Origin of the sequence: uncultured Empedobacter sp. (genome assembly GCF_937930195.1) — a bacterium.
Taxonomy (GTDB): domain Bacteria; phylum Bacteroidota; class Bacteroidia; order Flavobacteriales; family Weeksellaceae; genus Empedobacter; species Empedobacter stercoris.
This window is the reverse complement of the sequence record NZ_CALGVK010000017.1, coordinates 1-23,485: the sequence shown is the minus strand read 5'-3', so window position 1 is coordinate 23,485 and position 23,485 is coordinate 1. Positions and strand designations below refer to the sequence as shown.

Here is a 23,485-nt window from a genome sequence, read left to right as displayed (position 1 = left end):
AGAATAGAGTAAAAGAAGCTTTAGAAATTGAGGATGCAAGCTATTTTGTGGAGCAGACAACAATTAAAATAGTTCCGTACGAAAAATCAAAAAGTCCAATTAAGGTTTTATATAAGAATGGTGATGTTAAAGAATTATCTTGTTCCGGAAAAAGTTTGTTAACGCAATTTTTGGGACAAGAAATTACAAAATATCACTACCATAGTGTATAAGGATTGATTTAAAGAATTTGACAAAAAAGTTAAATAACTTATATAATCATTTTATAAATTTAAGAATAATTATTAGTTTTGCAGACTATGAAGTTTAAAGCTGCAGAGATTGCACAATTATTGCAAGGAACCGTAAAAGGTAATGCAAATGTAGAGGTTTCCACACTATCAAAGATAGAGGAGGGAAAAGAAGGTTCGATTTCGTTTTTAGCAAATCCGAAATACGAACATTTTATCTATTCAACTAATGCTTCTATTGTAATTGTGAGTAAAGATTTTGTAGCGACAGATTCAATATCTTCTACCTTAATTATTGTGGAAGATGCTTATCAAGCGTTTACACAATTATTACACTATTACAATACCATAAAAAATAATAAAGTTGGAATAGAAGAATATACAAAAGTAAATTCTACTGCCCAATTAGGAGATAATGTATATGTTGGAAGTTTTTCTTATATTGGAGCTAACGTTTCGATTGGGAATAATGTGAAAATATATCCAAATGTAACGATTGGAGATTACGTAACGATTGGAGATAATACCGTTTTACATTCAGGTGTACAAGTGTATGAGGAATGTGAAATTGGTCAGAATTGCATCATTCATTCTAACGTTGTAATTGGAGCTGATGGCTTCGGTTTTGCACCAAATCCAGATGGATCTTTTGAAAAAATTCCTCAAATAGGAAATGTTTTGATTGAAGATAATGTCGAAATTGGAGCAGGATCAACGATAGATAGAGCAACAATGGGATCTACAATTATTCGTAAAGGAGTAAAATTAGATAATCAAATTCAAATTGCTCATAATGTTCAAATAGGAGAGAATACTGTTATAGCTTCGCAAAGTGGAGTGGCAGGTTCTACCAAAATTGGACGCAATTGTATGGTTGGAGGTCAAGTTGGTATCGCAGGTCATTTGACTATCGGAGATTTTGTACAAGTGCAAGCTCAGAGTGGTATTAACGGAGATGTAGAAAGCAAAACGCAAATGTATGGTTCACCAGCAATAGAAGCGACAAGCTTTAGAAAAGCATACGTACATTTTAGAAAGTTTCCAGAAATTGTGAAACGAATCGATAAATTAGAAAAAGAGAACAAACAAAAGTAAAAGTTAATGTCTGATAAACAAAAAACTTTAGCGAATGAAGCCGTTCTAAAAGGTGTTGGCTTACATACAGGTAAATTTGTTACCTTAACATTTAAACCAGCTGAACCAGATACAGGATTTGTATTTGTTAGAACAGATTTAGAAGGTCAACCTCAAGTAGAAGCAGATGCACAATATGTTGTGAGTACAGCGAGAGGAACAACTTTAGAAAAGAAGGGAGTTAAAGTACATACAACTGAGCACGTTTTGGCGGCTTTGGTAGGTATGGATATTGATAACTGTTACATTGAAATCGACAATGCAGAACCTCCAATTATGGACGGTTCTTCACGTTTTTTTGTAGAAGCAATAGAATCTGCAGGAATTGTTGAACAAGACAAAGACAGAGAATATTATAGAATTAAAGAAATTGTAACTTACGTAGATCCAGAAACAGGATCAGAAATCACTGCAATTCCAGCAGATGAATATCAAGTTACGGCAATGGTTGATTTTGGAACTAAGGTTTTAGGAACTCAAAATGCGACATTATCGTCTATAAAAAATTTCAAACAAGATATCTCTCAAGCAAGAACGTTCTGTTTTTTACATGAGTTAGAACAATTGTTAGAAGCTGGTTTAGTAAAAGGTGGAGATTTAGACAATGCAATTGTTTATGTTGACAAAGAAATTACGCCAGAAACGAAAGAAAAACTTTGTAAAGCTTTTAATAGAGATAATGTTTCTATACGTCCAAATGGAATTTTAGATCACTTGACTTTACACTATCCAAACGAAGCTGCTCGTCACAAATTATTAGATGTTGTGGGAGATTTAGCTTTAGTAGGAAAGAAGTTAAAGGCTAAAATTATTGCCACAAAACCTGGACATCACACCAATACAAATTTTGCAAAAAAATTAAGCAAACAAATCAAATTAGCACAACGTAACAAAGTTCCTGAATTTGATTTAACAGCTGACCCAGTTTATGATATCAATGATATCATGAAACTATTACCTCATCGTCCTCCATTTTTACTGATTGACAAGGTAATTTCTAAAACAACAACTGGCTTGATCGGTGTGAAAAATGTAACGATGAACGAACCATTTTTTGTAGGACATTTTCCAAAAGAACCAGTAATGCCAGGTGTATTACAAATTGAAGCAATGGCACAATTAGGAGGTTTATTAATTTTAGGTGAACTCGAAAATCCTCAGGATTATTCTACTTACTTCATGAAAATTGAAGGAGCCAAGTTTAAACGTAAAATTATCCCAGGAGATACAATTGTGTTTAAGTTAGAGTTGGTAGAACCAATTAGAAGAGGAATCGTTCATATGCAAGGAATTGGATATGTAAACAATCAAATCGCTGTGGAAGCAGAAATGATGGCAGTTATTACAAAAGAATAATTTAAAGAAATGGAAGTTATGAATTATCCGATGGCATATGTTCATCCAACTGCAATAATAGGTGAAAATGTTACTATAAGCCCCTTTTCGTCTGTTTATGAAGATGTGGAAATTGGTGAAGGAACATGGATTGGTCCTAATGTAACAATTATGTCAGGAGCTCGTATTGGGAAAAATTGTAAAATTTATCCAGGTACAGTAATTTCTGGTGAGCCTCAAGATTTGAAGTATGAAGGTGAGAAAACTTTAACTTATATCGGTGACAATACCACAATTCGTGAATGTGTTACAGTAAACAAAGGAACAAACGCTTTAGGATATACCAAAATTGGTGATAATTGCTTGATTATGGCAACAGCTCACATTGCACATGATTGTGTTGTTGGAAACAATGTTGTAATAGTAAATGCCGTTGGTTTAGCTGGACATATAGAAGTTGGAGATTACGCTTTTATAGGTGGATATAGTGCTGTACATCAGTTTACAAAAATTGGAGAACATGCTTTTGTGGCTGGAGCAACACAAATTCGTAAAGATGTGCCACCATATGTAAAAGCTGCAAAAAATCCTGTTGCTTATGCTGGTGTTAATGCAATTGGATTAAGAAGAAAAGGTTTCTCTTCAGAAGAAATCTTCGAAATTCAAGGAATCTACAGAATTTTATATCAACAAAAAAATAATGTATCTCAAGCTGTAGAACAAATCTTAGAAAAATTCCCAGATTCACATTATCGTGAAGTGATCTTAAATTTTATTAATACAAGTGATCGTGGAATTATGAAAGGATATAGTTCGGGAGTTTAATTAAAAATAATAAAATAGAATAAATGGCAACAACTGCTGATATTAGAAAAGGTTTATGCATCGTTTTTAATAATGATACATACAAAATTATCGAATTTTTACACGTTAAACCAGGAAAAGGTCCTGCTTTCGTTCGTACAAAATTAAAATCATTAACAACAGGAAAAGTGTTAGATAATACATTTTCTGCTGGTCATAAAATTGACGAAGTTCGTGTAGAAACACGTAACTATCAATATTTATACGAAGACGATAATGGTTTCCACTTTATGAATAATGATGATTTCTCTCAAGTTTATTTAAACAAAGAATTGATCGAAAATGCACAATTTATGAAAGCTGGAGACGAAGTGAAAATCTTATTCCGTGCTTCTGATGAAACTGCTTTAGCAGCAGAGTTACCAAATACAGTAATTATGGAAATTACGTATACAGAGCCAGGTCTTAAAGGCGATACAGCAACAAATGCTACAAAACCTGCAACGACGGAAACTGGTGCTGAAATCCGTGTTCCTTTATTTATCAATGAAGGTGATAAAGTGAAAATCAATACAGAAGACGGTTCTTACGTTGAACGTATTAAAGAATAATTGAAGTACATATCATATCAAAAAGTAGCTATTTATAGCTACTTTTTTTATTGGGTAAAATCAAGTTAATCGTGTATTTTAGCTAAGAGTTTACTGAACAAATCTTATGAAGATGAAAAAAATATTCAAAAAAATGTTTATTTACGGAGCAATTTTCTGTGTTTTTTGTCTGTTATTTACCGCTTTTTCGAATTATAGAATCGAAAAATCTACAGAAGAATTTGTAACAAATCATACGGATAAATTACCCAAAATAAAAGTTGCAGTTGTATTAGGGACTGCTCCAAATTTGATGAATGGTTATCAAAATTATTACTTTACTTATCGTATCGAAGCAGCGACTAAATTATATCAATCAGGAAAAGTAACCCATTTTATTTTAAGTGGTGATCACGGTCAGAAAGATTATAATGAACCTGAAGCGATGAAACAAGCGTTGATAAAAAATGGAATTCCAGAACACGTAATTTATTTAGATTATGCTGGATTTAGAACATTGGATTCGATGATTCGTGCGAAAGAAATATTTAGTCAAAATGAATTTATTGTGGTTTCGCAAGAGTTTCATAATCAACGAGCAGTTTACATTGCAAGACAGAACGGGATAAATGCTTATGGTTATAATGCAAAAGATGTGAATAAACAAGCAGGATTGAAAACAAATATCCGTGAATATTTTGCACGAACAAAAGTTTTTGTGGATAGTTTTTTAGGGATTCAACCTAAATTTTTAGGTGAGAAAATAGACGTAATATAAATTGCATTTCAAAAAAACACCTCTAAAATGGAATTTATTTTAGAGGTGTTTTAGAAAATATTTTTTAAAATTAATTTTTAATTCCTTCCAACATAAATAAAAAAGCATCTTCTTTTGCATCTTCTTTTAAAGATTCAAATCGACCAGAAGCTCCACCATGACCAGTATCCATATTGGTATCCAAAAGTAAAATATTATGGTCTGTTTTTAATTCTCGTAATTTAGCCACCCATTTTGCAGGTTCCCAATATTGTACTTGCGAATCGTGTAAACCAGTCGAAACATATAAATTTGGATAATCTTTTGCTTCGACATTATCGTATGGCGAATAAGATTTGATGTAGTCATAATATTCTTTCTCATTTGGATTACCCCATTCGTCATATTCTCCTGTAGTTAATGGAATAGTATCGTCTAACATAGTCGTCACAACATCTACAAAAGGAACTTGTGCGATAACACCGTTAAATAAAGATGGCTCGTAATTAATAACAGCCCCCATCAACAATCCTCCAGCAGAACCACCCATTGCATATAAGTGTTTTGATGACGTGTAATTTTGTTGGATCAAATGTTTAGCAGCATCAATATAATCAAAGAACGTATTTTTCTTTTCTAACATTTTACCATCTTCATACCATTCACGACCAAGATATTGTCCGCCACGAATGTGTGCAATTGCATAGATAAATCCTCGATCTAAAAGACTTAAACGAATCGAACTAAAATAAGGTTCGATGGTGTAACCATACGATCCATAGGCGTAAAGTAAAAGTGGTGTTTCGGCTGATAGAGGAGTGTCTTTTCTACGAACTAATGAAATTGGAACCATTTCTCCATCGCGTGCTTCAGCCCAAATACGTTCTGAAATATAGTTTTCTTTATCAAAATCTCCCAAGACTGTTTGCTCTTTTTTTACTTCGAATGTTTTATCATTCATATTGAAATCAATCACAGAGGAAGGCGTTGTTAGAGATGTATATCCATAACGTAAAATGTCTGTTTCAAAATCTGGGTTTGTACCAACATTTGCTGTATAGGTTTCTTCGTTGAATGGTAAATAATAATCTGTCGATTTGTCCCATGCTTTGATATTCATTTGCAACAAACCATTTGTACGTTCTTCGATAACCAAATAATTTTTGAAAATTTCGAATCCTTCAATCAATGCTTCATCACGATGAGGAATTACATCAACCCAATTTTCTTGTTCTGTTTTTTCGACAGAAGTTTTCATTAATTTGAAGTTAAATGCGTCATCTTTATTGGTTTGAATATAAAATGAATCTCCAAAATGTTCGATCGAATATTCTAAATCTCGTTTTCTTTCTTGAAAGATTTTAAATTCAGCATCTGGTTGATTAGAAGGAATATATCTGTATTCATCTGAAACAGTACTCGAAGATCCAATGACAATATAATCTCGTGATTTTGATTTGTAAACATACGCATTGAAGGTGTCATCTGTTTCCTCAAAAACCAAAGTATCTTCTTCTTGTTTTGTCCCTAATTTATGTTTCCAAATTTGATAAGCACGTAACGTTTCGTCTTTTCGCGTGTAGAATAATGTTAGATTATCTGCCGCCCAAACAGAACCACCAGTAGTATTCTCAATTTTATCTAAAAGTATTTCTCCAGTTGCTAAATTCTTGATTTGTATCGTATAAATTCTGCGCGAAACATTGTCAACTCCAAATGAAACCAATTGATTATTTGGAGCCATCGAAATTCCTCCTAATTGATAATACGAATGACCTTCTGCCATTGTATTGACATCAAAAAGTATTTCATCAGCGTTATCTAAAGTGTCTTTACGACGTTTGTGAATAGGGTATTCTTTGCCTTTCTGAAATTCAGTCAAATACCAATAACCATTCAATTTATAAGGAACAGACGAGTCATCTTCTTTGATTCTCGCTTTCATTTCCTCAAATAAGTTAGTTTGTAATTCTTCTGTTGGCGCTAAAACAGCTTTAGTATATTCGTTTTCTTGATTTAAATAATCAATCACTTCTTGATTTTCGCGGTCATTTAACCAATAATAATTATCGATGCGAATATCGCCGTGTTTTTCTAATTTTTGTTCTATTTTTTTAGCAATAGGTGCTTGCATTGCGTTTAATTTTAAGGGACAAAGTTAGTGTAAAACTACTTTGTATAAGTTGTTGTTGACCATGATTTGTCAGCTGTTTTATATTCGATGATAATATTCTGATCATTTGTATAGCCAATAGTTTCGTAATTACCATTTGCAGAAATAACAGTTACATGATAAACATTTTGTTGTGAAGCAGGATAAAACTGAGCTATAACTTTCGAATTATGTTTATCAATTAAAACAAATTCATTGTTTTTAGTAACTGTTTTGATATAATTTTTACCATCAAGTTTATAAATATCTGCTTCAGCTATATCTTTTTTAGCAGCAATTACATCTTCCTTTGGTTTGATAGTTTCTGTAGTAATTGATGTTCCTTTTTCAATTTTTGTTAAAGGTAAAGCTTTTGCATTCTGTTTTTTAACATGACTCATAGCAACGCTAAGCGCTTCTTGATAACCTTTTGCAAATTCTTTTTCTTTCGACATACCTTCATAAGAATCAAAAACAGTATTATTGCAATCAGAAAAAGTAACTTTTAGTTTATTTCGAAAAGCAACAGAAGTGTTTTCAATATTTGCTTTTGCAGCTAAACATGGATTAATTTGAATATCTAATGGAATTGATTTTTCATTTACAATTTCAAATTCTTTCTTTTTTAAAGCGATTTTTAATGCTGTGTTTAGTTGATAATCTTCTTTTGCAAAATCAGTAAATTTATCAGGAACGATAACATATTTATAATCCGTAACACTTTGTGCCTGCGCAGAAATTAAGGCAAGAAAGAAGAACCCCGAAAGTATTTTTTTCATCGCTGATTATTTAGCCGTTAATTTAACTTCTTTCCAAACATTATTTTCTAAAACTTCGTACGCAATAGAATTTTCATTGCTGTAACCAACAGACGAATAATTAGAATTACCATTTGTAACAACTACTCTGTAAACACCCGTTTTTGAAGTAGTTTCGAATTTAGCAATAACTTGATTTCCGTTTTCTGACATCAGCATAAAACCACCATTTTGTAAGTCAATTTTTTGATAATTTTTTGAACCATCTGTTAAAAGATTTGAAATGGTTACGTCCGCACTTTTAGGTTCGGGAGTAGCGACTTTGTTTACTTCTTTTTTCGATTGTTCCAATTTAGTCATTGGAATAGAAGTTTTCGCATTTTGAGTTTTTAGTTTCATCAAAGCAAGTTTTAATGCTTCTTGATATCCTTTATCAAACTCTTTTATTTTTGAAGTTCCTTCAAAAGTTTCAATATTATTTTGAGAACAATCCGTAAAAACGACTTCTAATTTATTATTTAAAAAACTCTTTACTTTAAGAATATCAGTATTTAATACAGAGCATGGAGTTTGAGTGACTTCTTGAGGCCAAGTTGACTTGTCAGAAGGTAAAACTTCATATTTTTTTTGAGTTAATAAATATCTCAATCGGTTATTTAATTGATACTGATCTTGTTCAAAACCCGAAAATTTTTCTGGAATATGAATATATTTATAATCATTTACTTCTTGTGCATTTACAGTTGAGATACTGCATAAAAGTAATGTTGCTATTAAGTTTTTCATGTAAAAAGTTATTTGTATCAAATATAAAAAAAAGCATTCAAACTTAGGTGATAATACTATTTTATGATAATTTTTAATTAAAATAGTATTCTAATTATATAATATTGTATTAATTCAATAATAATTGTTTAAATTTAATCAATAAAAAATCATAAAATTATGTCAATATTAAAAGATAAAGTTGCCATTGTAACTGGTGCAGGTTCTGGGATTGGAAAAGCTGTTGCTGAATTGTATGCAAAGGAAGGCGCAAAAGTTGTCGTTTCTGATATTAATGAAGAAGGTGGAAAAGAAGTTGTCGAAATCATTAAAAAAAATGGAGGAGAAGCGTTTTTTTTCAAAGCTGATACTGCTTTGGCAGAAGACAACGAAGCCTTAGTGAATAAAGCGGTTGAGGTGTATGGAAAATTGGATATTGCTTGTAATAATGCAGGAATTGGAGGTCCTGCTGCATTAACAGAAGATTATCCGTTGGATGGTTGGAAAAAAGTAATTGACATTAATTTTAATGGTGTTTTTTATGGATGTAAATATCAACTACAAGCAATGGAAAAAAATGGAGGAGGTGCTATTGTGAACATGGCTTCTATTCATGGAGAGGTAGCAGCACCAATGAGTTCTGCTTATACTTCTGCTAAACATGGAGTAGTTGGATTGACGAAAAATATTGGAGCAGAATATGGGCCAAAAAATATTCGTTGTAACGCTGTTGGTCCTGGTTATATTATGACCCCTTTATTATCAAATAATTTGAGTGCAGATCATTTAGAAGTATTGGTTACAAAACATCCAATGGGTCGTTTAGGTCAACCAGAAGAAGTTGCTGAATTGGTTTTATTCTTAAGTTCGGACAAAGCATCTTTTATGACAGGAGGTTATTATCTTGTAGATGGAGGATACACAGCTGTTTAGAATATTTTTGATCTTATCTTAAAGGATTGAATGGATAATTAGCATTTAATCCTTAATTTTGCTTAAACGAAATACAAACAAGCAATGAAATTTTTTATCGATACAGCAAACTTAGCTGATATTAAAGAAGCGCAAGATTTAGGGATTTTAGATGGTGTGACAACGAATCCATCTTTAATGGCGAAAGAAGGAATTACTGGTCAAGAAAATATTATCAATCACTACAAAGCAATTTGCGAATTGGTAGATGGAGATGTATCTGCAGAGGTAATTTCTACTGATTTTGAAGGAATGGTAAAAGAAGGTGAAGCTTTAGCTGCTTTGAATCCTCAAATTGTGGTTAAAATTCCAATGACAAAAGATGGTGTTAAAGCATGTAAATACTTTTCTACAAAAGGAATCAGAACTAATGTAACGTTAGTTTTTTCAGTAGGACAAGCTTTATTGGCTGCAAAAGCTGGTGCAACTTACGTTTCTCCTTTTATCGGACGTTTAGATGATATTTCGACAGATGGTTTAAACTTGATCGAAGAAATTCGTTTGGTTTATGATAACTACTTATACGAAACTCAAATTTTAGCAGCTTCAGTTCGTCATACAATGCATATTGTAAACTGTGCTAAAATTGGTGCTGATGTAATGACTGGACCTTTATCGTCTATTTTAGGATTATTAAAACACCCTTTAACAGATTCTGGTTTAGCTCAATTTTTAGCTGATTACGCGAAGGGTAATAACTAAGATTTATTTATAAAAAACTATACGCGAAAAAAAGCTCATCAAATTTTGATGAGCTTTTTTATGTACATACTTTTCAATTAAGCTTCAACAGCTGCTAAAGCTTCAACAAAAATATTAACTTGATCTAATACTTTATTTTTTAATTCCTCATTTACAATTTCATTGTTTTGGAAATTATCGTGAAAAGAAGGAAATGTAGTACTTGCTACAATTTCTCCGCTTGCAAACATTCCGAAATATTTTGTTGCAACTTCCATCACGTTTCCGCCACCGTATCCACCTGGAGAAGTACTTAATAACAATAATTTTTTTCCTTTTAAATAAGGCATATCAATACGAGAAACCCAATCTAAAATGTTTTTTAAAGCAACAGAAAAATTACCATTATGCTCTGCTAAAGAAATGACCAAGCCATCTGCATCTTGTACTTTTTTGTAAAAATCTTGCGCTTCTTGTGGAAACCCATTTTCTACTTGTCGATCAGTGGAATAAATTGGCATTTCAAAATCATTAATATCGATTAAATCAATTTCTGCATTTTCGATTTGATTTAATGTATAATTTAATAATTGTTTATTGATTGATGTTTTGCTGTTACTTCCGGCAAATGCTAAAATTTTCATATTTCTATTTCGTTATTTTATTTTGATGAAGCAAATTTATCGCAACACCAAGCAGTTTTTATTGACCTATGTTAGGAAATGATAAATAACTTAAATTTTATTTTTAAATTCATTTACCTTTTTCATTAACTCGTTATTTAATTCTTCGTTTGAGATTTTTCCGTCCGAAAAATTTTCGTCAAATTTTGGTAAAGAAAAATCAATTAAGATGGTTCCTCCAAGTTTTGTTAACAATTTAGATCCTGCTTCCAAAGCATTTTTTCCTCCATATCCACCTGGAGAAGTGCTCATAACAAATAGTTTTTTACCTTCGAGAAATTTGTAATTGATACGAGAACACCAATCCATATAACTTTTAAAAACAGCTGAAAAACTTGCGTTGTGTTCTGCTAATGAAATGATAAGAATATCTGAATCGACTAATTTTGAATAGAATCTTTTGACTTCATCAGAGAAGCCTTCGTTTTTTTCGATGTCAATATCAAAAGTTGGAATATTGTAATCATCTAAATCTAAAATTTCAATTTCATGTTCATTCAACAAAGATGAAGCATAGGTTACCAATTGTTTGTTAATAGATGTTGAACTATTACTTCCTGCAAAAGCTTTAATTATCATAGTGTTATTGTTATTTATCTTTTATAATTGGTCGCATTAAACCTTCTTGTGCAACACTACAAATCAATTCTCCAGATCGATTAAAAAGATTTCCTCTCGTAAAACCTCTTGTGTCTACAGCACTCGGAGAAGTTACATTGACTAAAATCCAATCCTGTAAATTTGGTTCGCGGTGAAACCAAATCGAATGATCTAAACTTGCCATTTGTGTATTCCCGAAATGAGCTTTGGACGCATGTGGTTTTATGGCTGTCGAAAGTAAATTATAATCCGAACTATATGCCATTAATTGGTGTACAATCGGCAAAGGTAAATTATCAGGCACATCATTAAATGTTAACCAAACATTACTTTTATTCGGATAGTCTTTCTTTTCGAAAGGATTCATCAATTCAACTGGTTTGAAATCTAATGGTCGCTCAGCTAAAACAAATCGCATAATTGATTTGGGTAAAATTGATCCAAATTGTTCTGCAACATCATTCCAACTCATCAATTCTTCAGGTGGTGTGACAACAGGCATCTCATCTTGATGTTCGTAACCTTCTTGTTTTAATTGAAAAGAACATGCCATCACAAAAATCGGAACATTGTCTTGTTTTGCTGTGACAACACGTGTACTAAAGCTTCCTCCATCGCGAAGATTTGCAACTTCAAAATAGATTAGTTTTTCTAAATCTCCTGGTAAAATAAAATAAGAGTGAAGGGAATGACAAAAACGATCTGAAGGTACAGTTTGATAAGCGGCATGTAACGCTTGGCTTACGACTTGACCTCCAAAAACGTTTGGACTTCCCATAAAAGAACTTTTCCCTTCGAATAGATTTGTTTCTAATTTTTTGAGTGAAATCAATTCGATGAGTTCTTGAGTCGTTTTCATTATAAAGTTTAAAATTTCAAATTATTTAATTTCTGCATATTTTGTTCCAATGCAGTTTTATATTCTTTTTTCATTCTAGTGATTAATTCTGCTGTCGAAATAACATCGTGAATTCCTGAAACACCATGACCAGCTGACCAAATGTCTTTCCATGCTTTATGTCCGTCACCGCCGATTAGTTTAGAAAAATCTTCTTCTTTCTTTTCGTCTAAATCAATTCCAGAATGAATAATACTTGGTTTCAAAAAATTAGCATTTACGCCAGAAATTCCATCCGTATATAGCACGTCTTCAAAAGTAGAATCGACTAACATTTTTTTATAATCTTCTTCAGCATAAGCTTCTTTTGTAGCGATAAATCGAGTTCCAATATACGCAAAGTCAGCTCCCATATTTTCAGCTGCTAAGATATCATTTCCATCGTTCATAGCACCTGCTAAAATCAAGCAACCATCGTAAAATGTTCGAATATCATCAATCAAAGCAAAAGGATTAGCTGTACCTGCATGACCGCCGGCACCCGAAGCAACTGCAATTATTCCATCAACCCCCGCTTCAGCAGCTTTTTCTGCATGACGTTTTTTGATTACATCATGAAAAACCAAACCACCATAGCTATGTACAGCGTCTACAACTTGTTTTACAGCACCAAGCGAAGTAATAATAAGTGGTACTCTATATTTTGCACACAAAGATAAGTCAGTTTCTAATCTTGGATTCGTTTTATTAACAATTAAATTAACGCCAAATGGAGCTGTTTTTTTTCCCGTTTCATCTTCAAATTGTTTTAATTGAGTAGTGATATCAATTAACATTTGCTCGAAATCTTCGGCAGTCCTTCCATTGAGAGAAGGAAATGTTCCACAAACACCATTTTTACAAGCTTCTACAACTAATTCTGTTCTTGAAACTAAGAACATTGGTGATGTAATTAAGGGTAGGTCTAAACTATTTTTAAATTCGTGTAAAGTCATTTTTAAAATTTTCTAATGTGGTTACATCTGCAATATAAGTATAAATTAATTTTAGGAAAATAAAAATTCCTTCACAATTTCTAAATGTAGAAGCAAATCCTTTAATGTATCTTTGCAAACGAAAATAAATAATACATTGGAGTTAAAAGAACATTTAAGACGTAATATAAAATTAGCATTTCCAGTAATGATTACTCAAATGGGGCAGATTTCTGTCAACATTATAGATAATATTATGGTGGGAGGTTTAGGTGGAAAATACGATAATATTGAGGATGAAGTTTTAGGAAAAACAGCTTTAGCTGCAGCATCGTTAGGAAATTCATTGTTTTTTGCTGTATTAGTATTTGCCTTTGGATTTAGTTTTGCTTTGTCACCTTTGATAGCCGCAGAAGATTCGAAAGGAGATAAAAAAATGGCAGCAAGTTATTTTTCGCATAGTTTTGTTTTAAATGTTACTTTATCGATTGGCTTATTCTTATTGATTACGTTCTTAAAACCATTAATGTATCACATGGGACAACCAGAAGATGTAGTCGAAAAATGTATTCCATATTTAACGATCATGACGTTTTCTATGATTCCTTTGATGGTTTTCCAAACGTTTCGTCAATTATCTGAAGGCTTATCTTTGACTGTCCCTGTAACTATTGCAACTGTTTTGAGTAATGTTATCAATATTGCGTTAAACTATGGATGGATTTATGGGAATTGGGGATTTCCTCGTTTAGAAGTTGCTGGTGCAGCTTGGGGAACATTTGTTGCTCGTTTGGTGATGATGATTTTCTTGGTTGTTGTATTACTTAATTTTAAGAAAACAAAAGCAGTACTACAAGAAGTTCAGTTCAAAACAAGTAATTTTAAGAAAGTTATTTTTCGAAAAATTGCAGGAATTGGTATTCCAACTGCCTTGACTTCATTTTTTGAAATGAGTGCGTTCTCTTTGGCAGCTTTTGTTTGTGGATATACGTTTACAAATTCTATTGCTGATCAAGAACTGGCAAAAGTAAATTTGGCTGCGCATCAAATTGCAATAAACCTTGCTTCGACGACATTTATGATGTGTACTGGAATTGGAGTGGCGGCAACTGTTAGAATTGGAAATCAATTGGGATTAAAGGATTATAAAACCTTACGAGAAGCTGGCTGGTCTTGTATTTTGATGGTGTTAACTTTTATGATATTCTGTGGAATTTTATTTATTATTTTTCGTTATCAACTGCCAACCATTTATTTAGATAATCCAGAAGTCATAAACATGGCTGCTTCGTTATTAATTATAGCCTCTCTTTTCCAGATGTCAGATGGAGTACAATTGGTATTGTTAGGAGCTTTGCGAGGAATGACGGATGTTAAAATCCCTTCAATATTGACCTTTATTTCATATTGGTTAATTGCAATTCCGATAGGTGTAGTGTTAGCAATTGTATTCGAAATGAGAGCTTTCGGGATGTGGATAGGTTTGGGGACAGGCCTAACAGCATCAGCAATATTTTTAATGATTCGATATAATCGTCAAACCAAAAAAATGATTAGGGAAAATCCTAATTCTGAACTAATTTTAGAAGATAAATTAAATAATATATAACATGGAATTACCAAAATTTTTATTGGCAGATAATTCAACAATGCCAGAGAAAATCTTTATTCTACATACAGAATATCCACGCTTTTTATTAGATGTTGAAACAGACGATATCGAGTGGTTTGAAGATATTTCTGAAGAAGAAGATAATGAAGAATTTAACACAGAAGTTGCAAATCTTATTGAAGACGCTTTAGATTTTTATGATCAAGAAATGTCTTTTTTAGATGAAGAAGAATAAGTCTTTTTTTAATAAAAAACCATAGTTTTTATTAGTGTACAAAATACACTAAAATATTTTTTTATGCTTGCATACTATTTTTTTTATTCATATTTTGCAACTAAGAAAATTATTCAAAACCATGGAAATAAAACGATTATTTGATTTTCCGCAAAATCAATTAGAAAATAATCCTCGAGAAGATGCATTAGTGTCCAAAGTAAACGGAGCTTGGGTGAAAACCTCAACGCAGGAATATCTTGCTAAAGCCAATGCATTTAGTCGAGGATTATTACAATTAGGAATAAAACCACAAGATAAAATAGCAATTGTAACTACTACTAACCGTACCGAATGGAATATTTGTGACATCGGTATACAACAAGTTGGTGCTATTTCTGTTCCGCTTTATCCTACACTTTCAGAAGATGATTTTGATTATATATTAAATAATGCCGAATGTAAGTTCGTCATTGTTTCCGACAAAAATTTATACGATACTGTGTCTGCGGTAAAAGAGAAGGTTTCAACGTTAGTTGGGATTTATAGTTTTGATGAAATTAATGGAGTTCCCAATTTTAGAGAAATTTTAGATTTGGGCGAAGATAATTCTACTCAACACGAAGTCGATAGTATCAAGGAAATCATTAAACCTTCTGAAGTTGCTACCTTAATTTATACTTCAGGAACAACAGGACGTCCAAAAGGAGTGGTCTTAACACACGAAAATATTGTTTCAAATGTGTTAATGTCTGTTGATCGTATCCCAGTATTTCCAAATCAAGCAATTGCTTTAAGTTTTCTTCCGATTAATCATGTTTTTGAACGAATGTTAATTTATTTGTACCAACATTTGAGTATAGGAATTTGGTATGCTGAAAGCATTGATAAATTAGGTGAGAATATGAAAGAGGTAAAACCTCATGTCATGACTGTAGTTCCTCGTTTAGTAGAGAAAGTTTACGATAAGATTTATAATACTGGAGCATCTGCTGGAGGGCTTAAGACAAAGATTTTTATGTGGGCTTTAAGTCTTGTAGAAGATTATGATCCGTACAATCCAAAAGGAGGATTATTTGGCCTAAAACATTCTATTGCCAAAAGTTTAGTGTTTAGCAAATGGAAAGAAGGAGTTGGAGGTAATTTAGTATGCATGGTCTCTGGTTCTGCGCCTTTAGCATCTCGTCTAAATCATATTTTTTGGGGTGCTGGAATTCCAATTTTAGAAGGTTATGGCTTAACGGAAACCTCTCCTGTAATTTCGGTGAACTGCATGAAAAAAGAAGGTTTTGGAATTGGAACTGTTGGAGCGCCATTAAAAGGTGTTGAAGTGAAAATTGCTGAAGATGGTGAAATCTTAGTAAAAGGACCAAATGTGACGCAAGGTTATTACAAAGATCCCGAAAAAACAGCTGAGGCTTTTACCCCAGATGGTTATTTTAAAACTGGTGATATAGGTGTTTTAGAAAGAGGTTTACTAAAAATTACAGATCGTAAAAAAGAGATGTTTAAAACTTCTGGAGGAAAATATATCGCTCCTCAAATCATTGAAAATAAATTAAAACAATCTCGTTTTATCGAACAGGTAATGGTTGTTGGAGAAGGAGAGAAAATGCCTTGTGCAATTATTCAACCTAACTTCCAAGTATTAAAAGATTATTTGAATATCAAAGGAATTGCTGTACCTGATTCTAATTCTGCAATAATAAAAGAACCTGCAATTTTAGATATTCTTAGCCGTGAAATCGATAAAAATAACAAAGGTTTAGGGCATTGGGAACAAATCAAAAAGTTCGAATTAACACCAGAAGAATGGACAATTGATGATGGATTGTTAACACCAACATTAAAATTAAAACGAAAAAATGTTTTAGCTAAATATCAAGAGTTATACAATAAATTATACGACAAGAAATAGATTTCATAAAAAAACTCAACTAAATATTAGTTGAGTTTTTTTTATGAATAGTTATAAAATTTATTCTTTTCGACCACCCATCGCCATCATCACGAAATAAAGTAATTGCGCTAAAGAACCAATTGCAGCAACAACATATGTTCTTGCGGCCCATTTTAACGAGTCTTTTGCACCTTCATATTCGTTTGGCATAACCATATTAGTCCCTTTTAACCAAGCCAAAGCTCGGTTCGAAGCATCATATTCTACTGGTAACGTTACAAAAGCGAAAACAGTTGTTACGGCAAATAAGAAAATCCCAATCCATAATAAAGTGGCATTTTTAGAAGATGCCATTACAATTATACCTAACATCAAAATCCATTGATTTAATCGAGATGCTAAATTTACCATTGGAACCATTTTCGAACGGAATTGTAACATACTGTATCCAACAGCATGTTGAACAGCATGTCCAACTTCGTGTGCTGCAACAGCTGCAGCTGCTGCATTGCGTTCATGATAAACTACTTCAGATAAATTAACTGTTTTATCCATTGGATTATAATGGTCTGTTAATTGTCCTGGAGTCGAAATCACACGAACATCGTGGATGTTATTGTCAGATAGCATTTTTTCTGCAATCTCTCTTCCAGACATTCCGTTTGCCAAATGTACTTTCGAATAATGCTTAAATTTACTTTGTAGTCGGTTGCTAACAAACCAACTAATTAGCATAAATAGTCCAATAATAATGTAATAACCTGTCATCTATTTTTATTTTATTTTTTTAATTTTTAATCGTTGTTTAAAATTCAAAAAGTATTCCAATAAGTGAATAAAGACAAAAATAATAGAATTGTTGGCTTTTTGGCAGATTTATGCATAAAATCATATAAATTGAAGATGGAAAACTGACATTTTAGTTAAAAAACATTCTATTGAAATTACAAAACTTAGTATCTTTGCGAGCTATGAGCATTCGTATTAAAGAAGTACAATCTAAACAGGATTTGGAGGCTTTTATTAAGTTTCCAATGCATTTGTATAAGGATAATCAATATTACGTTCCGCCCTTTATTAACGAGGAGAAGGAAACATTAGATGTTTCTAAAAATCCAGTTTTTAAGGATGCTGAAGCACGTTATTTTCTTGCTGAAAAAGAAGGGAAGATTGTGGGGCGTGTGGCTGCAATTATCAATTGGCAAGAAGTAAATAAACAACATAAACGTAAAATGCGTTTTGGTTGGTTTGATATGATTGATGATATCGAAGTGACAAAAACACTTTTAGCCAAAATTGAGGAAATTGGAAAAGAAAATAAATTAGAATATATAGAAGGACCAGTTGGATTTTCAAATTTAGAGAAAGCAGGAATGCTGACGATGGGATTTGATAAATTAGCAACAATGGTAGGTTTATATAATTATTCATACTATTCGCAACATTTAGAAGCATTAGATTTTGAAATGGCAAATGAATGGGTAGAATATGAATTACCTGCGCCAACAGAATTACCAGAAAAGGTCATTAAATTTAATAAAATCATTCGTGAACGTTACAAATTAAAAGAATTGAAGTTCACTAAAACTTCTGAAATTCTTCCTTATGTTGATGAAATGTTCGATTTGTTGGACAAAACATACAGTGAATTAGACACCTACGTTCCGATTGCAGATTACCAAATAGAATATTACAAAAAGAAATATATTCCGTTTATCAATCCAGATTTTGTAAATTGTATTGTGGATGAAAATGGAAAAATGGTTTCGTTTGCGATAACGATGCCATCATATTCAAAAGCGATGCAAAAAGCGAAAGGCAAAATCTTGCCTTTTGGTTGGTGGCATCTAATGCGTGCGAGTAAAAACAACGATTCTGCGCAGTTCTACTTAATTGGAATTGATCCTAAATTTCAAGGTAAAGGCGTAACAGCATTAATTTTTAATGCAATGTTTGATACTTTCAAACGTAACGGAATCAAGTTTTTGGAAACAAATCCAGAATTGGCCGACAACGAAAGTATTCAAGTGTTATGGAAATCTTATAATCCAGTAAATCACAAACGTCGAAAAACGTTTAGAAAATCAATTCAATAAAATATATAACGTAGAATTTAACACGAATAAGGTAAATAAGCATGTTTGATATTCAGCAATTAGATCAAGAGTATTCGACTTTTAAACAAGAAGGTTTTGATTTGAAATGGTTAAATTTTGAAGATTTAAAGAATTATTTTTCACTAAAATCGTCTCAAAAAGAACAAATAGGAACATCATTTTTAGGAAATGAAATTTATAAATTAAGTTTCGGAACTGGAGAAAAACGTTTATTAATTTGGTCTCAAATGCACGGAAACGAATCCTCAGGAACTCGTGCAATGTTTGATGTAATTAATTTTTTTGAACAAAAATCAGAATTGGCTCAAACTATTTTGTCTCAACTGACAATTGATTTTATTCCAATGTTAAATCCAGATGGTGCTAATGTCAATACACGTCGAAATGCAGTTGGAATTGATATTAACCGTGATTTTTTAGCTAAACAATCGACTGAAATTCATATTTTGTTAGATCAAGTAGTGAAAGGAAATTACCAAACTTTGTTTAATTTACATGATCAACGTACCATTTTTAATGTTGGTCAAACAGCGAAACCTGCAACGCTTTCTTTTTTGGCACCTTCGTATAATGTTGAGGAAGATGTAAACGAAGTTCGTGAAAAAACGATGGGTATCATTCAATCCATGAATACAGCATTGCAACAAGTGATACCGGGGCAAGTAGGTCGTTATACTTCGGAGTTTTATCCAATGTCGACAGGTGATAATTTTACGAAAATGGGGTATCCTTGCGTGTTGTTTGAAGCAGGTCATTTCGCAAATGATTATCAACGAAATACGACGAGAAAATATAATGCGTTAGCAATTTTAGCTGGCTTAAATGCGTTGGCAACGCAGGATAAATTTCCGTTTGATAACTATTTATCAATTCCTCAAAATGGACAAAAATACTTGGATATATTAATTCGTAATGTTCAACTTAAAAATGAAGATAAGTTTTCATTTGTTGATTTGGGAATTTATTTTGAAGATGAATACAACGAAGAAAATAATACGGTTGATCAAATGGCTAAAATTGTTGAGATTGGCGATTTAAGAAAATTCATCGGGCATCTTGAAATTGATGCGAAGAAGCAAATTTATAAAGGAGTACAGAAGAATTATCCCATATTAAATCAATTAGCAACTTTCGAAATTGGTTCAATTAAGTTCAAAAATGGTCGATTGATTGACTAATTATTTATACATTTAAAACCTAAAACTAAAAATAAAATGAAAAAAATATTGGCAATTGCACTTGTAGTAATGTTAGGATTTTCGACGCAAACTTTTGCTCAGAAAAAAGTGACGAATCGCGTAATTACTTCAGAAAACGGAACAAAAATGTTGACAGGAGAATTTAACAGAGAAGCTTTAGAAGAAGCTGATTTTAAAGGTTGGTACAACCAAGAGTACGATTCTTACGAAGTTGAAAAAAGTAAACTAAGAGCATTGAAAGGTTTGAGAAACTATCGTATCGAAGTTTTTGTAGGAACTTGGTGCCCAGATTCTCGTCGCGAATTGCCTCGTCTGTATAAAATATTAGATGATATTAAATTTTCTCAAAACCGTTTGAAAGTGATTGGTGTTAACCGTCAAAAGAAAAGTTTTAATGGAGAAGAAATCAATAAAAATATAATTCGTGTTCCGACAATTATCGTTTATAATAATAAAAAAGAAGAAGTTGGAAGAATTGTTGAATCTCCTGTTTCTGGATATTTAGAAGAGGATTTGGCACAGATTGTGAATGGTACGCCGTTGACACCAAATTATACAAATGAGTAATTTAAAAAAAATAATTCTTGTCGTTGTAGCTTTTGTTTTTGGCGTGATGATTACGTATTTCATCATGGATAAATTTAAAACAGAAGATTATTCCGAACAATCGCATGTCATAGCTTATCAAATCGAACGAATGAATAAAATGATTGTTGCTGAACAAACTTATTCAGATTTATACAATCATACATCAAAAAAATCAGTACCTGGTTTTACAGATATTTTTTCGTCGGATAAAAAAGTAACACTTTTAGTGAAAGCAAAAGCACAAGCAACCTATGATTTAAAAAAAATGGATGTTGAATTAGATTCGGTAAATAAGAAAATTATAATCAAATCAATTCCAGCAGTTGAAATAAAAGTGTATCCTGATGTCAGTTTTTATGATATGGATCAAAGTGTTTTTAATAAATTTAGTAAAGATGATTTGAACGGGATTAAGAAGCGTGCGGTAGAGCATGTTGAGAAAACTGTCGATAAATCGAAACTAAAAAAAGAAGCACATCAACAATTAATTCAAAATCTTGGCGATTTGTACTTCTTGGCTAAAACCTATGGTTGGACAATAGAAGATAAAACGAGTTATGCAAACGAATTGAATAAATTATACGATTAAAAATAATTAAAAACCTGTTCGAAAGAATAGGTTTTTTTAGCTGAATAAAGAAATGAAGAGTTTCTTATTTTAGAATTAAAAATAGTATTTTCGCTTAATATTAAAAATAAAAATGAATTGGCGTAGATTTTTACTTCCATTTTCTGGTTTATATTGGATAGGAACTTCGGTTCGAAATCTGTTTTACAACATTGGAATGATGCGTTCTACATCATTCAATATTCCCATTATTAATGTTGGAAATTTGTCTGTAGGAGGAACAGGGAAGTCACCTCATATCATGTATTTGATTGATTTGTTGAAAGACGAGAAATTAACTGCAACATTGAGTAGAGGTTATGGTCGAAAAACAAAAGGTTTTTTAATTGCAAATTATTCTTCTAAGGTTTATGATATTGGAGATGAACCTATGCAGTTTTTTCAACGTTTCAAGAACAGAATCTTGATTGCTGTTTGTGAAGAAAGAGTTTTTGGAGCTCATAAATTAATAGATCATTACAAATCAGAAGTGATTTTGTTGGATGATGCGTATCAACATCGCGCAATAAAAGCTGGTTTCAACATTATGTTGACAGATTTTAATAACCCATATTACAAAGATTTTTTGTTGCCAGCTGGTGATTTGAGAGAGAGTGGAAGTGGAGTTCGTCGTGCTGATATTGTAATTGTAACAAAATGTCCTGATCGAATTTCGGAAGAAAAACACAAAGAAATTTCGAAACGAATTAAGTTGAAATCCCATCAACAATTATTTTTCTCGAAAATTGTTTATGATAACAAATTGATAGGAAGATTAGATGATGTAGAGAAATCAACTTGGAAAAATCTAAATGTTATTTTGGTTACTGGAATCGCAAAAACTGATGGTTTAGTGAAATTTGCAGAAGAAAATTTTGCCAATGTATTGCATTTAGAATATCCAGATCATCATAATTTTAGTCAATCAGAAATTGAGTATATTTACAAACGATACGAAGATACGGAAGGAAGAAAACGTTTTGATAAAATTATCATGACAACGGAGAAAGATTTTATGCGTTTGATGGAAGAATCCATGATAAAAGACGATTTATATTATATTCCGATTCGTATCGAAATTAACGATAAAGAAAAATTTAATCAAACTATTTTAGAGTATGTTGGAAAGAATTAATGAGGCTATAAAGTACATCAATAATTTATTGCCAGGTCAACCAGAATTTGTAATTGTATTAGGATCTGGTTTAGGAAAATTAGAAGACGAAGTAGAAAATAAAGTTGTAATTAACTACAAGGATATTCCAAACTTTCCTCAAGTAACAGTAGAAGGACACAAAGGTCATTTAGTATACGGAACTATTTTGGGTAAAAAAGTTTTGATGATGGCTGGTCGTTTTCATTATTACGAAGGGTATTCGATGGAAGAAGTTACTTTTCCAATGCGTGTTTTTAACGGATTAGGAATTAACAAAGTTATTTTATCAAATGCTTCAGGAGGTGTTAATCCAAATTTCCAAGTAGGAGATATTTTAATTGTAAAAGATCATATCAACATGATGCCAGAACATCCTTTACGTGGAAAAAATATCGACGAATTAGGACCACGTTTTGTAGACATGTCTAAAGCGTATGACAAAGAAATGTTGAACGAAGCGGTAGAGTTTGCTAAAGCAAATGATATTTTAGTTCATCAAGGTGTTTATGTCGGATTACAAGGGCCAACTTTCGAAACACCATCAGAATATGGATTGGTACGTTTTATCGGTGGAGATTGTGTTGGAATGAGTACTGTTCCAGAAGTAATTGTTGCTCGCCACATGGATATGCGTGTGTTCTGCGTTTCTGTAATTACAGATTTAGGTGGACCAGAAATTTCGTTTGATGTTTCGCATGAAGATGTCTTAAATGCAGCGAACAATGCTATGCCGAATGTAATTAAAGTGGTAAAAAGTGTTATCGAAAATTGTTAATTTTCAACGAAAATAAGATAAAAAAGCCAACTTTAGACTGCACC

24 protein-coding genes and 1 pseudogene are annotated in these 23,485 nt (G+C 32.0%); 17 read left to right on the top strand and 8 right to left on the bottom strand.

Annotation, left to right across the window (positions count from 1 at the left end; all coding sequences use genetic code 11):
* The 6 genes and pseudogenes from Q0616_RS01090 to Q0616_RS01065 all read left to right on the top strand — a co-directional run.
* Positions 1 to 212, top strand: a pseudogene (locus tag Q0616_RS01090) (phosphohydrolase); the annotation flags it as partial.
* A gap of 87 nt (positions 213 to 299) precedes the next feature.
* Entirely contained in the window at positions 300 to 1,325 is a 1,026-nt protein-coding gene (gene lpxD / locus Q0616_RS01085) for a UDP-3-O-(3-hydroxymyristoyl)glucosamine N-acyltransferase (protein ID WP_260543380.1), read from the top strand.
* 6 nt (positions 1,326 to 1,331) lie between these two features.
* Positions 1,332 to 2,720 carry a bifunctional UDP-3-O-[3-hydroxymyristoyl] N-acetylglucosamine deacetylase/3-hydroxyacyl-ACP dehydratase gene (locus Q0616_RS01080; protein WP_298774267.1) on the top strand — a complete coding sequence of 463 codons (1,389 nt, stop codon included), beginning with the start codon at positions 1,332 to 1,334 and terminating at the stop codon, positions 2,718 to 2,720.
* A gap of 18 nt (positions 2,721 to 2,738) precedes the next feature.
* The gene (gene lpxA, locus Q0616_RS01075) at positions 2,739 to 3,524 is read left to right on the top strand and encodes an acyl-ACP--UDP-N-acetylglucosamine O-acyltransferase (protein ID WP_298774272.1); all 786 of its coding nucleotides are present in this window, start codon (positions 2,739 to 2,741) and stop codon (positions 3,522 to 3,524) included.
* Between the two features lie 23 nt (positions 3,525 to 3,547).
* Entirely contained in the window at positions 3,548 to 4,114 is a 567-nt protein-coding gene (efp, locus tag Q0616_RS01070; protein ID WP_171621722.1) for an elongation factor P, read from the top strand.
* A 112-nt stretch (positions 4,115 to 4,226) separates the two neighbouring features.
* Complete coding sequence (locus tag Q0616_RS01065; protein ID WP_260393761.1) at positions 4,227 to 4,871, top strand: ElyC/SanA/YdcF family protein; 645 nt, start codon at positions 4,227 to 4,229, stop codon at positions 4,869 to 4,871.
* Between the two features lie 70 nt (positions 4,872 to 4,941).
* Here Q0616_RS01065 and Q0616_RS01060 read toward each other — a convergent pair whose 3' ends face one another.
* Genes Q0616_RS01060 through Q0616_RS01050 form a run of 3 tightly spaced genes read right to left on the bottom strand, consistent with a single transcriptional unit; the run spans position 4,942 to position 8,546 of the window.
* Positions 4,942 to 6,984 (bottom strand): S9 family peptidase, encoded by a 2,043-nt coding sequence (locus Q0616_RS01060; protein ID WP_260543378.1) that lies wholly within the window; start codon positions 6,982 to 6,984, stop codon positions 4,942 to 4,944.
* 35 nt (positions 6,985 to 7,019) lie between these two features.
* On the bottom strand, positions 7,020 to 7,781 hold the full coding sequence (locus Q0616_RS01055) for a hypothetical protein (protein ID WP_284583789.1): 762 nt from the start codon (positions 7,779 to 7,781) through the stop codon (positions 7,020 to 7,022).
* A gap of 6 nt (positions 7,782 to 7,787) precedes the next feature.
* The gene (locus Q0616_RS01050) at positions 7,788 to 8,546 is read right to left on the bottom strand and encodes a hypothetical protein (RefSeq protein WP_225538974.1); all 759 of its coding nucleotides are present in this window, start codon (positions 8,544 to 8,546) and stop codon (positions 7,788 to 7,790) included.
* Positions 8,547 to 8,705: 159 nt separating this feature from the next.
* Here Q0616_RS01050 and Q0616_RS01045 point away from each other — a divergent pair, with 159 nt between their 5' ends.
* Both Q0616_RS01045 and fsa read left to right on the top strand, forming a co-directional pair.
* Positions 8,706 to 9,458, top strand: coding sequence for a glucose 1-dehydrogenase (locus Q0616_RS01045; protein WP_260543374.1), 753 nt, complete (start codon positions 8,706 to 8,708; stop codon positions 9,456 to 9,458).
* Positions 9,459 to 9,542: 84 nt separating this feature from the next.
* Complete coding sequence (gene fsa / locus Q0616_RS01040; protein WP_171621728.1) at positions 9,543 to 10,199, top strand: fructose-6-phosphate aldolase; 657 nt, start codon at positions 9,543 to 9,545, stop codon at positions 10,197 to 10,199.
* A gap of 77 nt (positions 10,200 to 10,276) precedes the next feature.
* Here fsa and Q0616_RS01035 read toward each other — a convergent pair whose 3' ends face one another.
* The 4 genes from Q0616_RS01035 to Q0616_RS01020 all read right to left on the bottom strand — a co-directional run bounded on the left by Q0616_RS01035 (position 10,277) and on the right by Q0616_RS01020 (position 13,294).
* Positions 10,277 to 10,822 carry an NAD(P)H-dependent oxidoreductase gene (locus tag Q0616_RS01035; RefSeq protein ID WP_171621729.1) on the bottom strand — a complete coding sequence of 182 codons (546 nt, stop codon included), beginning with the start codon at positions 10,820 to 10,822 and terminating at the stop codon, positions 10,277 to 10,279.
* A 90-nt stretch (positions 10,823 to 10,912) separates the two neighbouring features.
* The gene (locus Q0616_RS01030) at positions 10,913 to 11,440 is read right to left on the bottom strand and encodes an NAD(P)H-dependent oxidoreductase (protein ID WP_260543373.1); all 528 of its coding nucleotides are present in this window, start codon (positions 11,438 to 11,440) and stop codon (positions 10,913 to 10,915) included.
* A gap of 10 nt (positions 11,441 to 11,450) precedes the next feature.
* Positions 11,451 to 12,320, bottom strand: a complete 870-nt coding sequence (locus tag Q0616_RS01025; protein ID WP_171621731.1) for an acyl-CoA thioesterase II — start codon at positions 12,318 to 12,320, stop codon at positions 11,451 to 11,453.
* Between the two features lie 8 nt (positions 12,321 to 12,328).
* Positions 12,329 to 13,294 carry a nitronate monooxygenase family protein gene (locus Q0616_RS01020; RefSeq protein WP_171621732.1) on the bottom strand — a complete coding sequence of 322 codons (966 nt, stop codon included), beginning with the start codon at positions 13,292 to 13,294 and terminating at the stop codon, positions 12,329 to 12,331.
* A 136-nt stretch (positions 13,295 to 13,430) separates the two neighbouring features.
* Here Q0616_RS01020 and Q0616_RS01015 point away from each other — a divergent pair, with 136 nt between their 5' ends.
* The 3 genes from Q0616_RS01015 to Q0616_RS01005 all read left to right on the top strand — a co-directional run bounded on the left by Q0616_RS01015 (position 13,431) and on the right by Q0616_RS01005 (position 17,017).
* Positions 13,431 to 14,882, top strand: coding sequence for an MATE family efflux transporter (locus Q0616_RS01015; RefSeq protein WP_298774249.1), 1,452 nt, complete (start codon positions 13,431 to 13,433; stop codon positions 14,880 to 14,882).
* 1 nt (position 14,883) lies between these two features.
* Positions 14,884 to 15,120, top strand: a complete 237-nt coding sequence (locus tag Q0616_RS01010; protein ID WP_171621734.1) for a hypothetical protein — start codon at positions 14,884 to 14,886, stop codon at positions 15,118 to 15,120.
* A 121-nt stretch (positions 15,121 to 15,241) separates the two neighbouring features.
* Positions 15,242 to 17,017, top strand: coding sequence for a long-chain fatty acid--CoA ligase (locus tag Q0616_RS01005; protein ID WP_260543371.1), 1,776 nt, complete (start codon positions 15,242 to 15,244; stop codon positions 17,015 to 17,017).
* A 60-nt stretch (positions 17,018 to 17,077) separates the two neighbouring features.
* On the opposite strand, the gene Q0616_RS01000 is transcribed toward Q0616_RS01005, so the two are convergent.
* The gene (locus tag Q0616_RS01000; RefSeq protein ID WP_260543370.1) at positions 17,078 to 17,767 is read right to left on the bottom strand and encodes a zinc metallopeptidase; all 690 of its coding nucleotides are present in this window, start codon (positions 17,765 to 17,767) and stop codon (positions 17,078 to 17,080) included.
* A gap of 203 nt (positions 17,768 to 17,970) precedes the next feature.
* Here Q0616_RS01000 and Q0616_RS00995 point away from each other — a divergent pair, with 203 nt between their 5' ends.
* The 6 genes from Q0616_RS00995 to Q0616_RS00970 all read left to right on the top strand — a co-directional run bounded on the left by Q0616_RS00995 (position 17,971) and on the right by Q0616_RS00970 (position 23,441).
* Positions 17,971 to 19,095 (top strand): GNAT family N-acetyltransferase, encoded by a 1,125-nt coding sequence (locus Q0616_RS00995; protein ID WP_171621737.1) that lies wholly within the window; start codon positions 17,971 to 17,973, stop codon positions 19,093 to 19,095.
* 41 nt (positions 19,096 to 19,136) lie between these two features.
* The gene (locus tag Q0616_RS00990; RefSeq protein WP_260543368.1) at positions 19,137 to 20,294 is read left to right on the top strand and encodes a M14 family zinc carboxypeptidase; all 1,158 of its coding nucleotides are present in this window, start codon (positions 19,137 to 19,139) and stop codon (positions 20,292 to 20,294) included.
* A 36-nt stretch (positions 20,295 to 20,330) separates the two neighbouring features.
* Positions 20,331 to 20,882 (top strand): thioredoxin family protein, encoded by a 552-nt coding sequence (locus Q0616_RS00985; RefSeq protein ID WP_260543366.1) that lies wholly within the window; start codon positions 20,331 to 20,333, stop codon positions 20,880 to 20,882.
* Positions 20,875 to 21,492 (top strand): DUF4230 domain-containing protein, encoded by a 618-nt coding sequence (locus tag Q0616_RS00980; protein ID WP_171621740.1) that lies wholly within the window; start codon positions 20,875 to 20,877, stop codon positions 21,490 to 21,492. The genes Q0616_RS00985 and Q0616_RS00980 overlap by 8 nt, the downstream gene beginning before the upstream one ends.
* 112 nt (positions 21,493 to 21,604) lie before the next feature.
* The gene (gene lpxK, locus Q0616_RS00975; RefSeq protein WP_171621741.1) at positions 21,605 to 22,645 is read left to right on the top strand and encodes a tetraacyldisaccharide 4'-kinase; all 1,041 of its coding nucleotides are present in this window, start codon (positions 21,605 to 21,607) and stop codon (positions 22,643 to 22,645) included.
* Positions 22,629 to 23,441 (top strand): purine-nucleoside phosphorylase, encoded by an 813-nt coding sequence (locus Q0616_RS00970; RefSeq protein ID WP_260543364.1) that lies wholly within the window; start codon positions 22,629 to 22,631, stop codon positions 23,439 to 23,441. Before lpxK ends, Q0616_RS00970 begins: the two co-directional genes overlap by 17 nt.
* Positions 23,442 to 23,485: the final 44 nt, after the last annotated feature.

Excerpts from the sequence above, each read along its gene's own strand:
- lpxD (WP_260543380.1), top strand. The coding sequence starts at position 300 with ATGAAGTTTAAAGCTGCAGAGATTGCACAATTATTGCAAGGAACCGTA.
- Q0616_RS01080 (WP_298774267.1), top strand. The coding sequence starts at position 1,332 with ATGTCTGATAAACAAAAAACTTTAGCGAATGAAGCCGTTCTAAAAGGT.
- lpxA (WP_298774272.1), top strand. The coding sequence starts at position 2,739 with ATGAATTATCCGATGGCATATGTTCATCCAACTGCAATAATAGGTGAA.
- efp (WP_171621722.1), top strand. The coding sequence starts at position 3,548 with ATGGCAACAACTGCTGATATTAGAAAAGGTTTATGCATCGTTTTTAAT.
- Q0616_RS01065 (WP_260393761.1), top strand. The coding sequence starts at position 4,227 with ATGAAAAAAATATTCAAAAAAATGTTTATTTACGGAGCAATTTTCTGT.
- Q0616_RS01060 (WP_260543378.1), bottom strand. The coding sequence starts at position 6,984 with ATGCAAGCACCTATTGCTAAAAAAATAGAACAAAAATTAGAAAAACAC.
- Q0616_RS01055 (WP_284583789.1), bottom strand. The coding sequence starts at position 7,781 with ATGAAAAAAATACTTTCGGGGTTCTTCTTTCTTGCCTTAATTTCTGCG.
- Q0616_RS01050 (WP_225538974.1), bottom strand. The coding sequence starts at position 8,546 with ATGAAAAACTTAATAGCAACATTACTTTTATGCAGTATCTCAACTGTA.
- Q0616_RS01045 (WP_260543374.1), top strand. The coding sequence starts at position 8,706 with ATGTCAATATTAAAAGATAAAGTTGCCATTGTAACTGGTGCAGGTTCT.
- fsa (WP_171621728.1), top strand. The coding sequence starts at position 9,543 with ATGAAATTTTTTATCGATACAGCAAACTTAGCTGATATTAAAGAAGCG.
- Q0616_RS01035 (WP_171621729.1), bottom strand. The coding sequence starts at position 10,822 with ATGAAAATTTTAGCATTTGCCGGAAGTAACAGCAAAACATCAATCAAT.
- Q0616_RS01030 (WP_260543373.1), bottom strand. The coding sequence starts at position 11,440 with ATGATAATTAAAGCTTTTGCAGGAAGTAATAGTTCAACATCTATTAAC.
- Q0616_RS01025 (WP_171621731.1), bottom strand. The coding sequence starts at position 12,320 with ATGAAAACGACTCAAGAACTCATCGAATTGATTTCACTCAAAAAATTA.
- Q0616_RS01020 (WP_171621732.1), bottom strand. The coding sequence starts at position 13,294 with ATGACTTTACACGAATTTAAAAATAGTTTAGACCTACCCTTAATTACA.
- Q0616_RS01010 (WP_171621734.1), top strand. The coding sequence starts at position 14,884 with ATGGAATTACCAAAATTTTTATTGGCAGATAATTCAACAATGCCAGAG.
- Q0616_RS01005 (WP_260543371.1), top strand. The coding sequence starts at position 15,242 with ATGGAAATAAAACGATTATTTGATTTTCCGCAAAATCAATTAGAAAAT.
- Q0616_RS01000 (WP_260543370.1), bottom strand. The coding sequence starts at position 17,767 with ATGACAGGTTATTACATTATTATTGGACTATTTATGCTAATTAGTTGG.
- Q0616_RS00995 (WP_171621737.1), top strand. The coding sequence starts at position 17,971 with ATGAGCATTCGTATTAAAGAAGTACAATCTAAACAGGATTTGGAGGCT.
- Q0616_RS00990 (WP_260543368.1), top strand. The coding sequence starts at position 19,137 with ATGTTTGATATTCAGCAATTAGATCAAGAGTATTCGACTTTTAAACAA.
- Q0616_RS00985 (WP_260543366.1), top strand. The coding sequence starts at position 20,331 with ATGAAAAAAATATTGGCAATTGCACTTGTAGTAATGTTAGGATTTTCG.
- Q0616_RS00980 (WP_171621740.1), top strand. The coding sequence starts at position 20,875 with ATGAGTAATTTAAAAAAAATAATTCTTGTCGTTGTAGCTTTTGTTTTT.
- lpxK (WP_171621741.1), top strand. The coding sequence starts at position 21,605 with ATGAATTGGCGTAGATTTTTACTTCCATTTTCTGGTTTATATTGGATA.
- Q0616_RS00970 (WP_260543364.1), top strand. The coding sequence starts at position 22,629 with ATGTTGGAAAGAATTAATGAGGCTATAAAGTACATCAATAATTTATTG.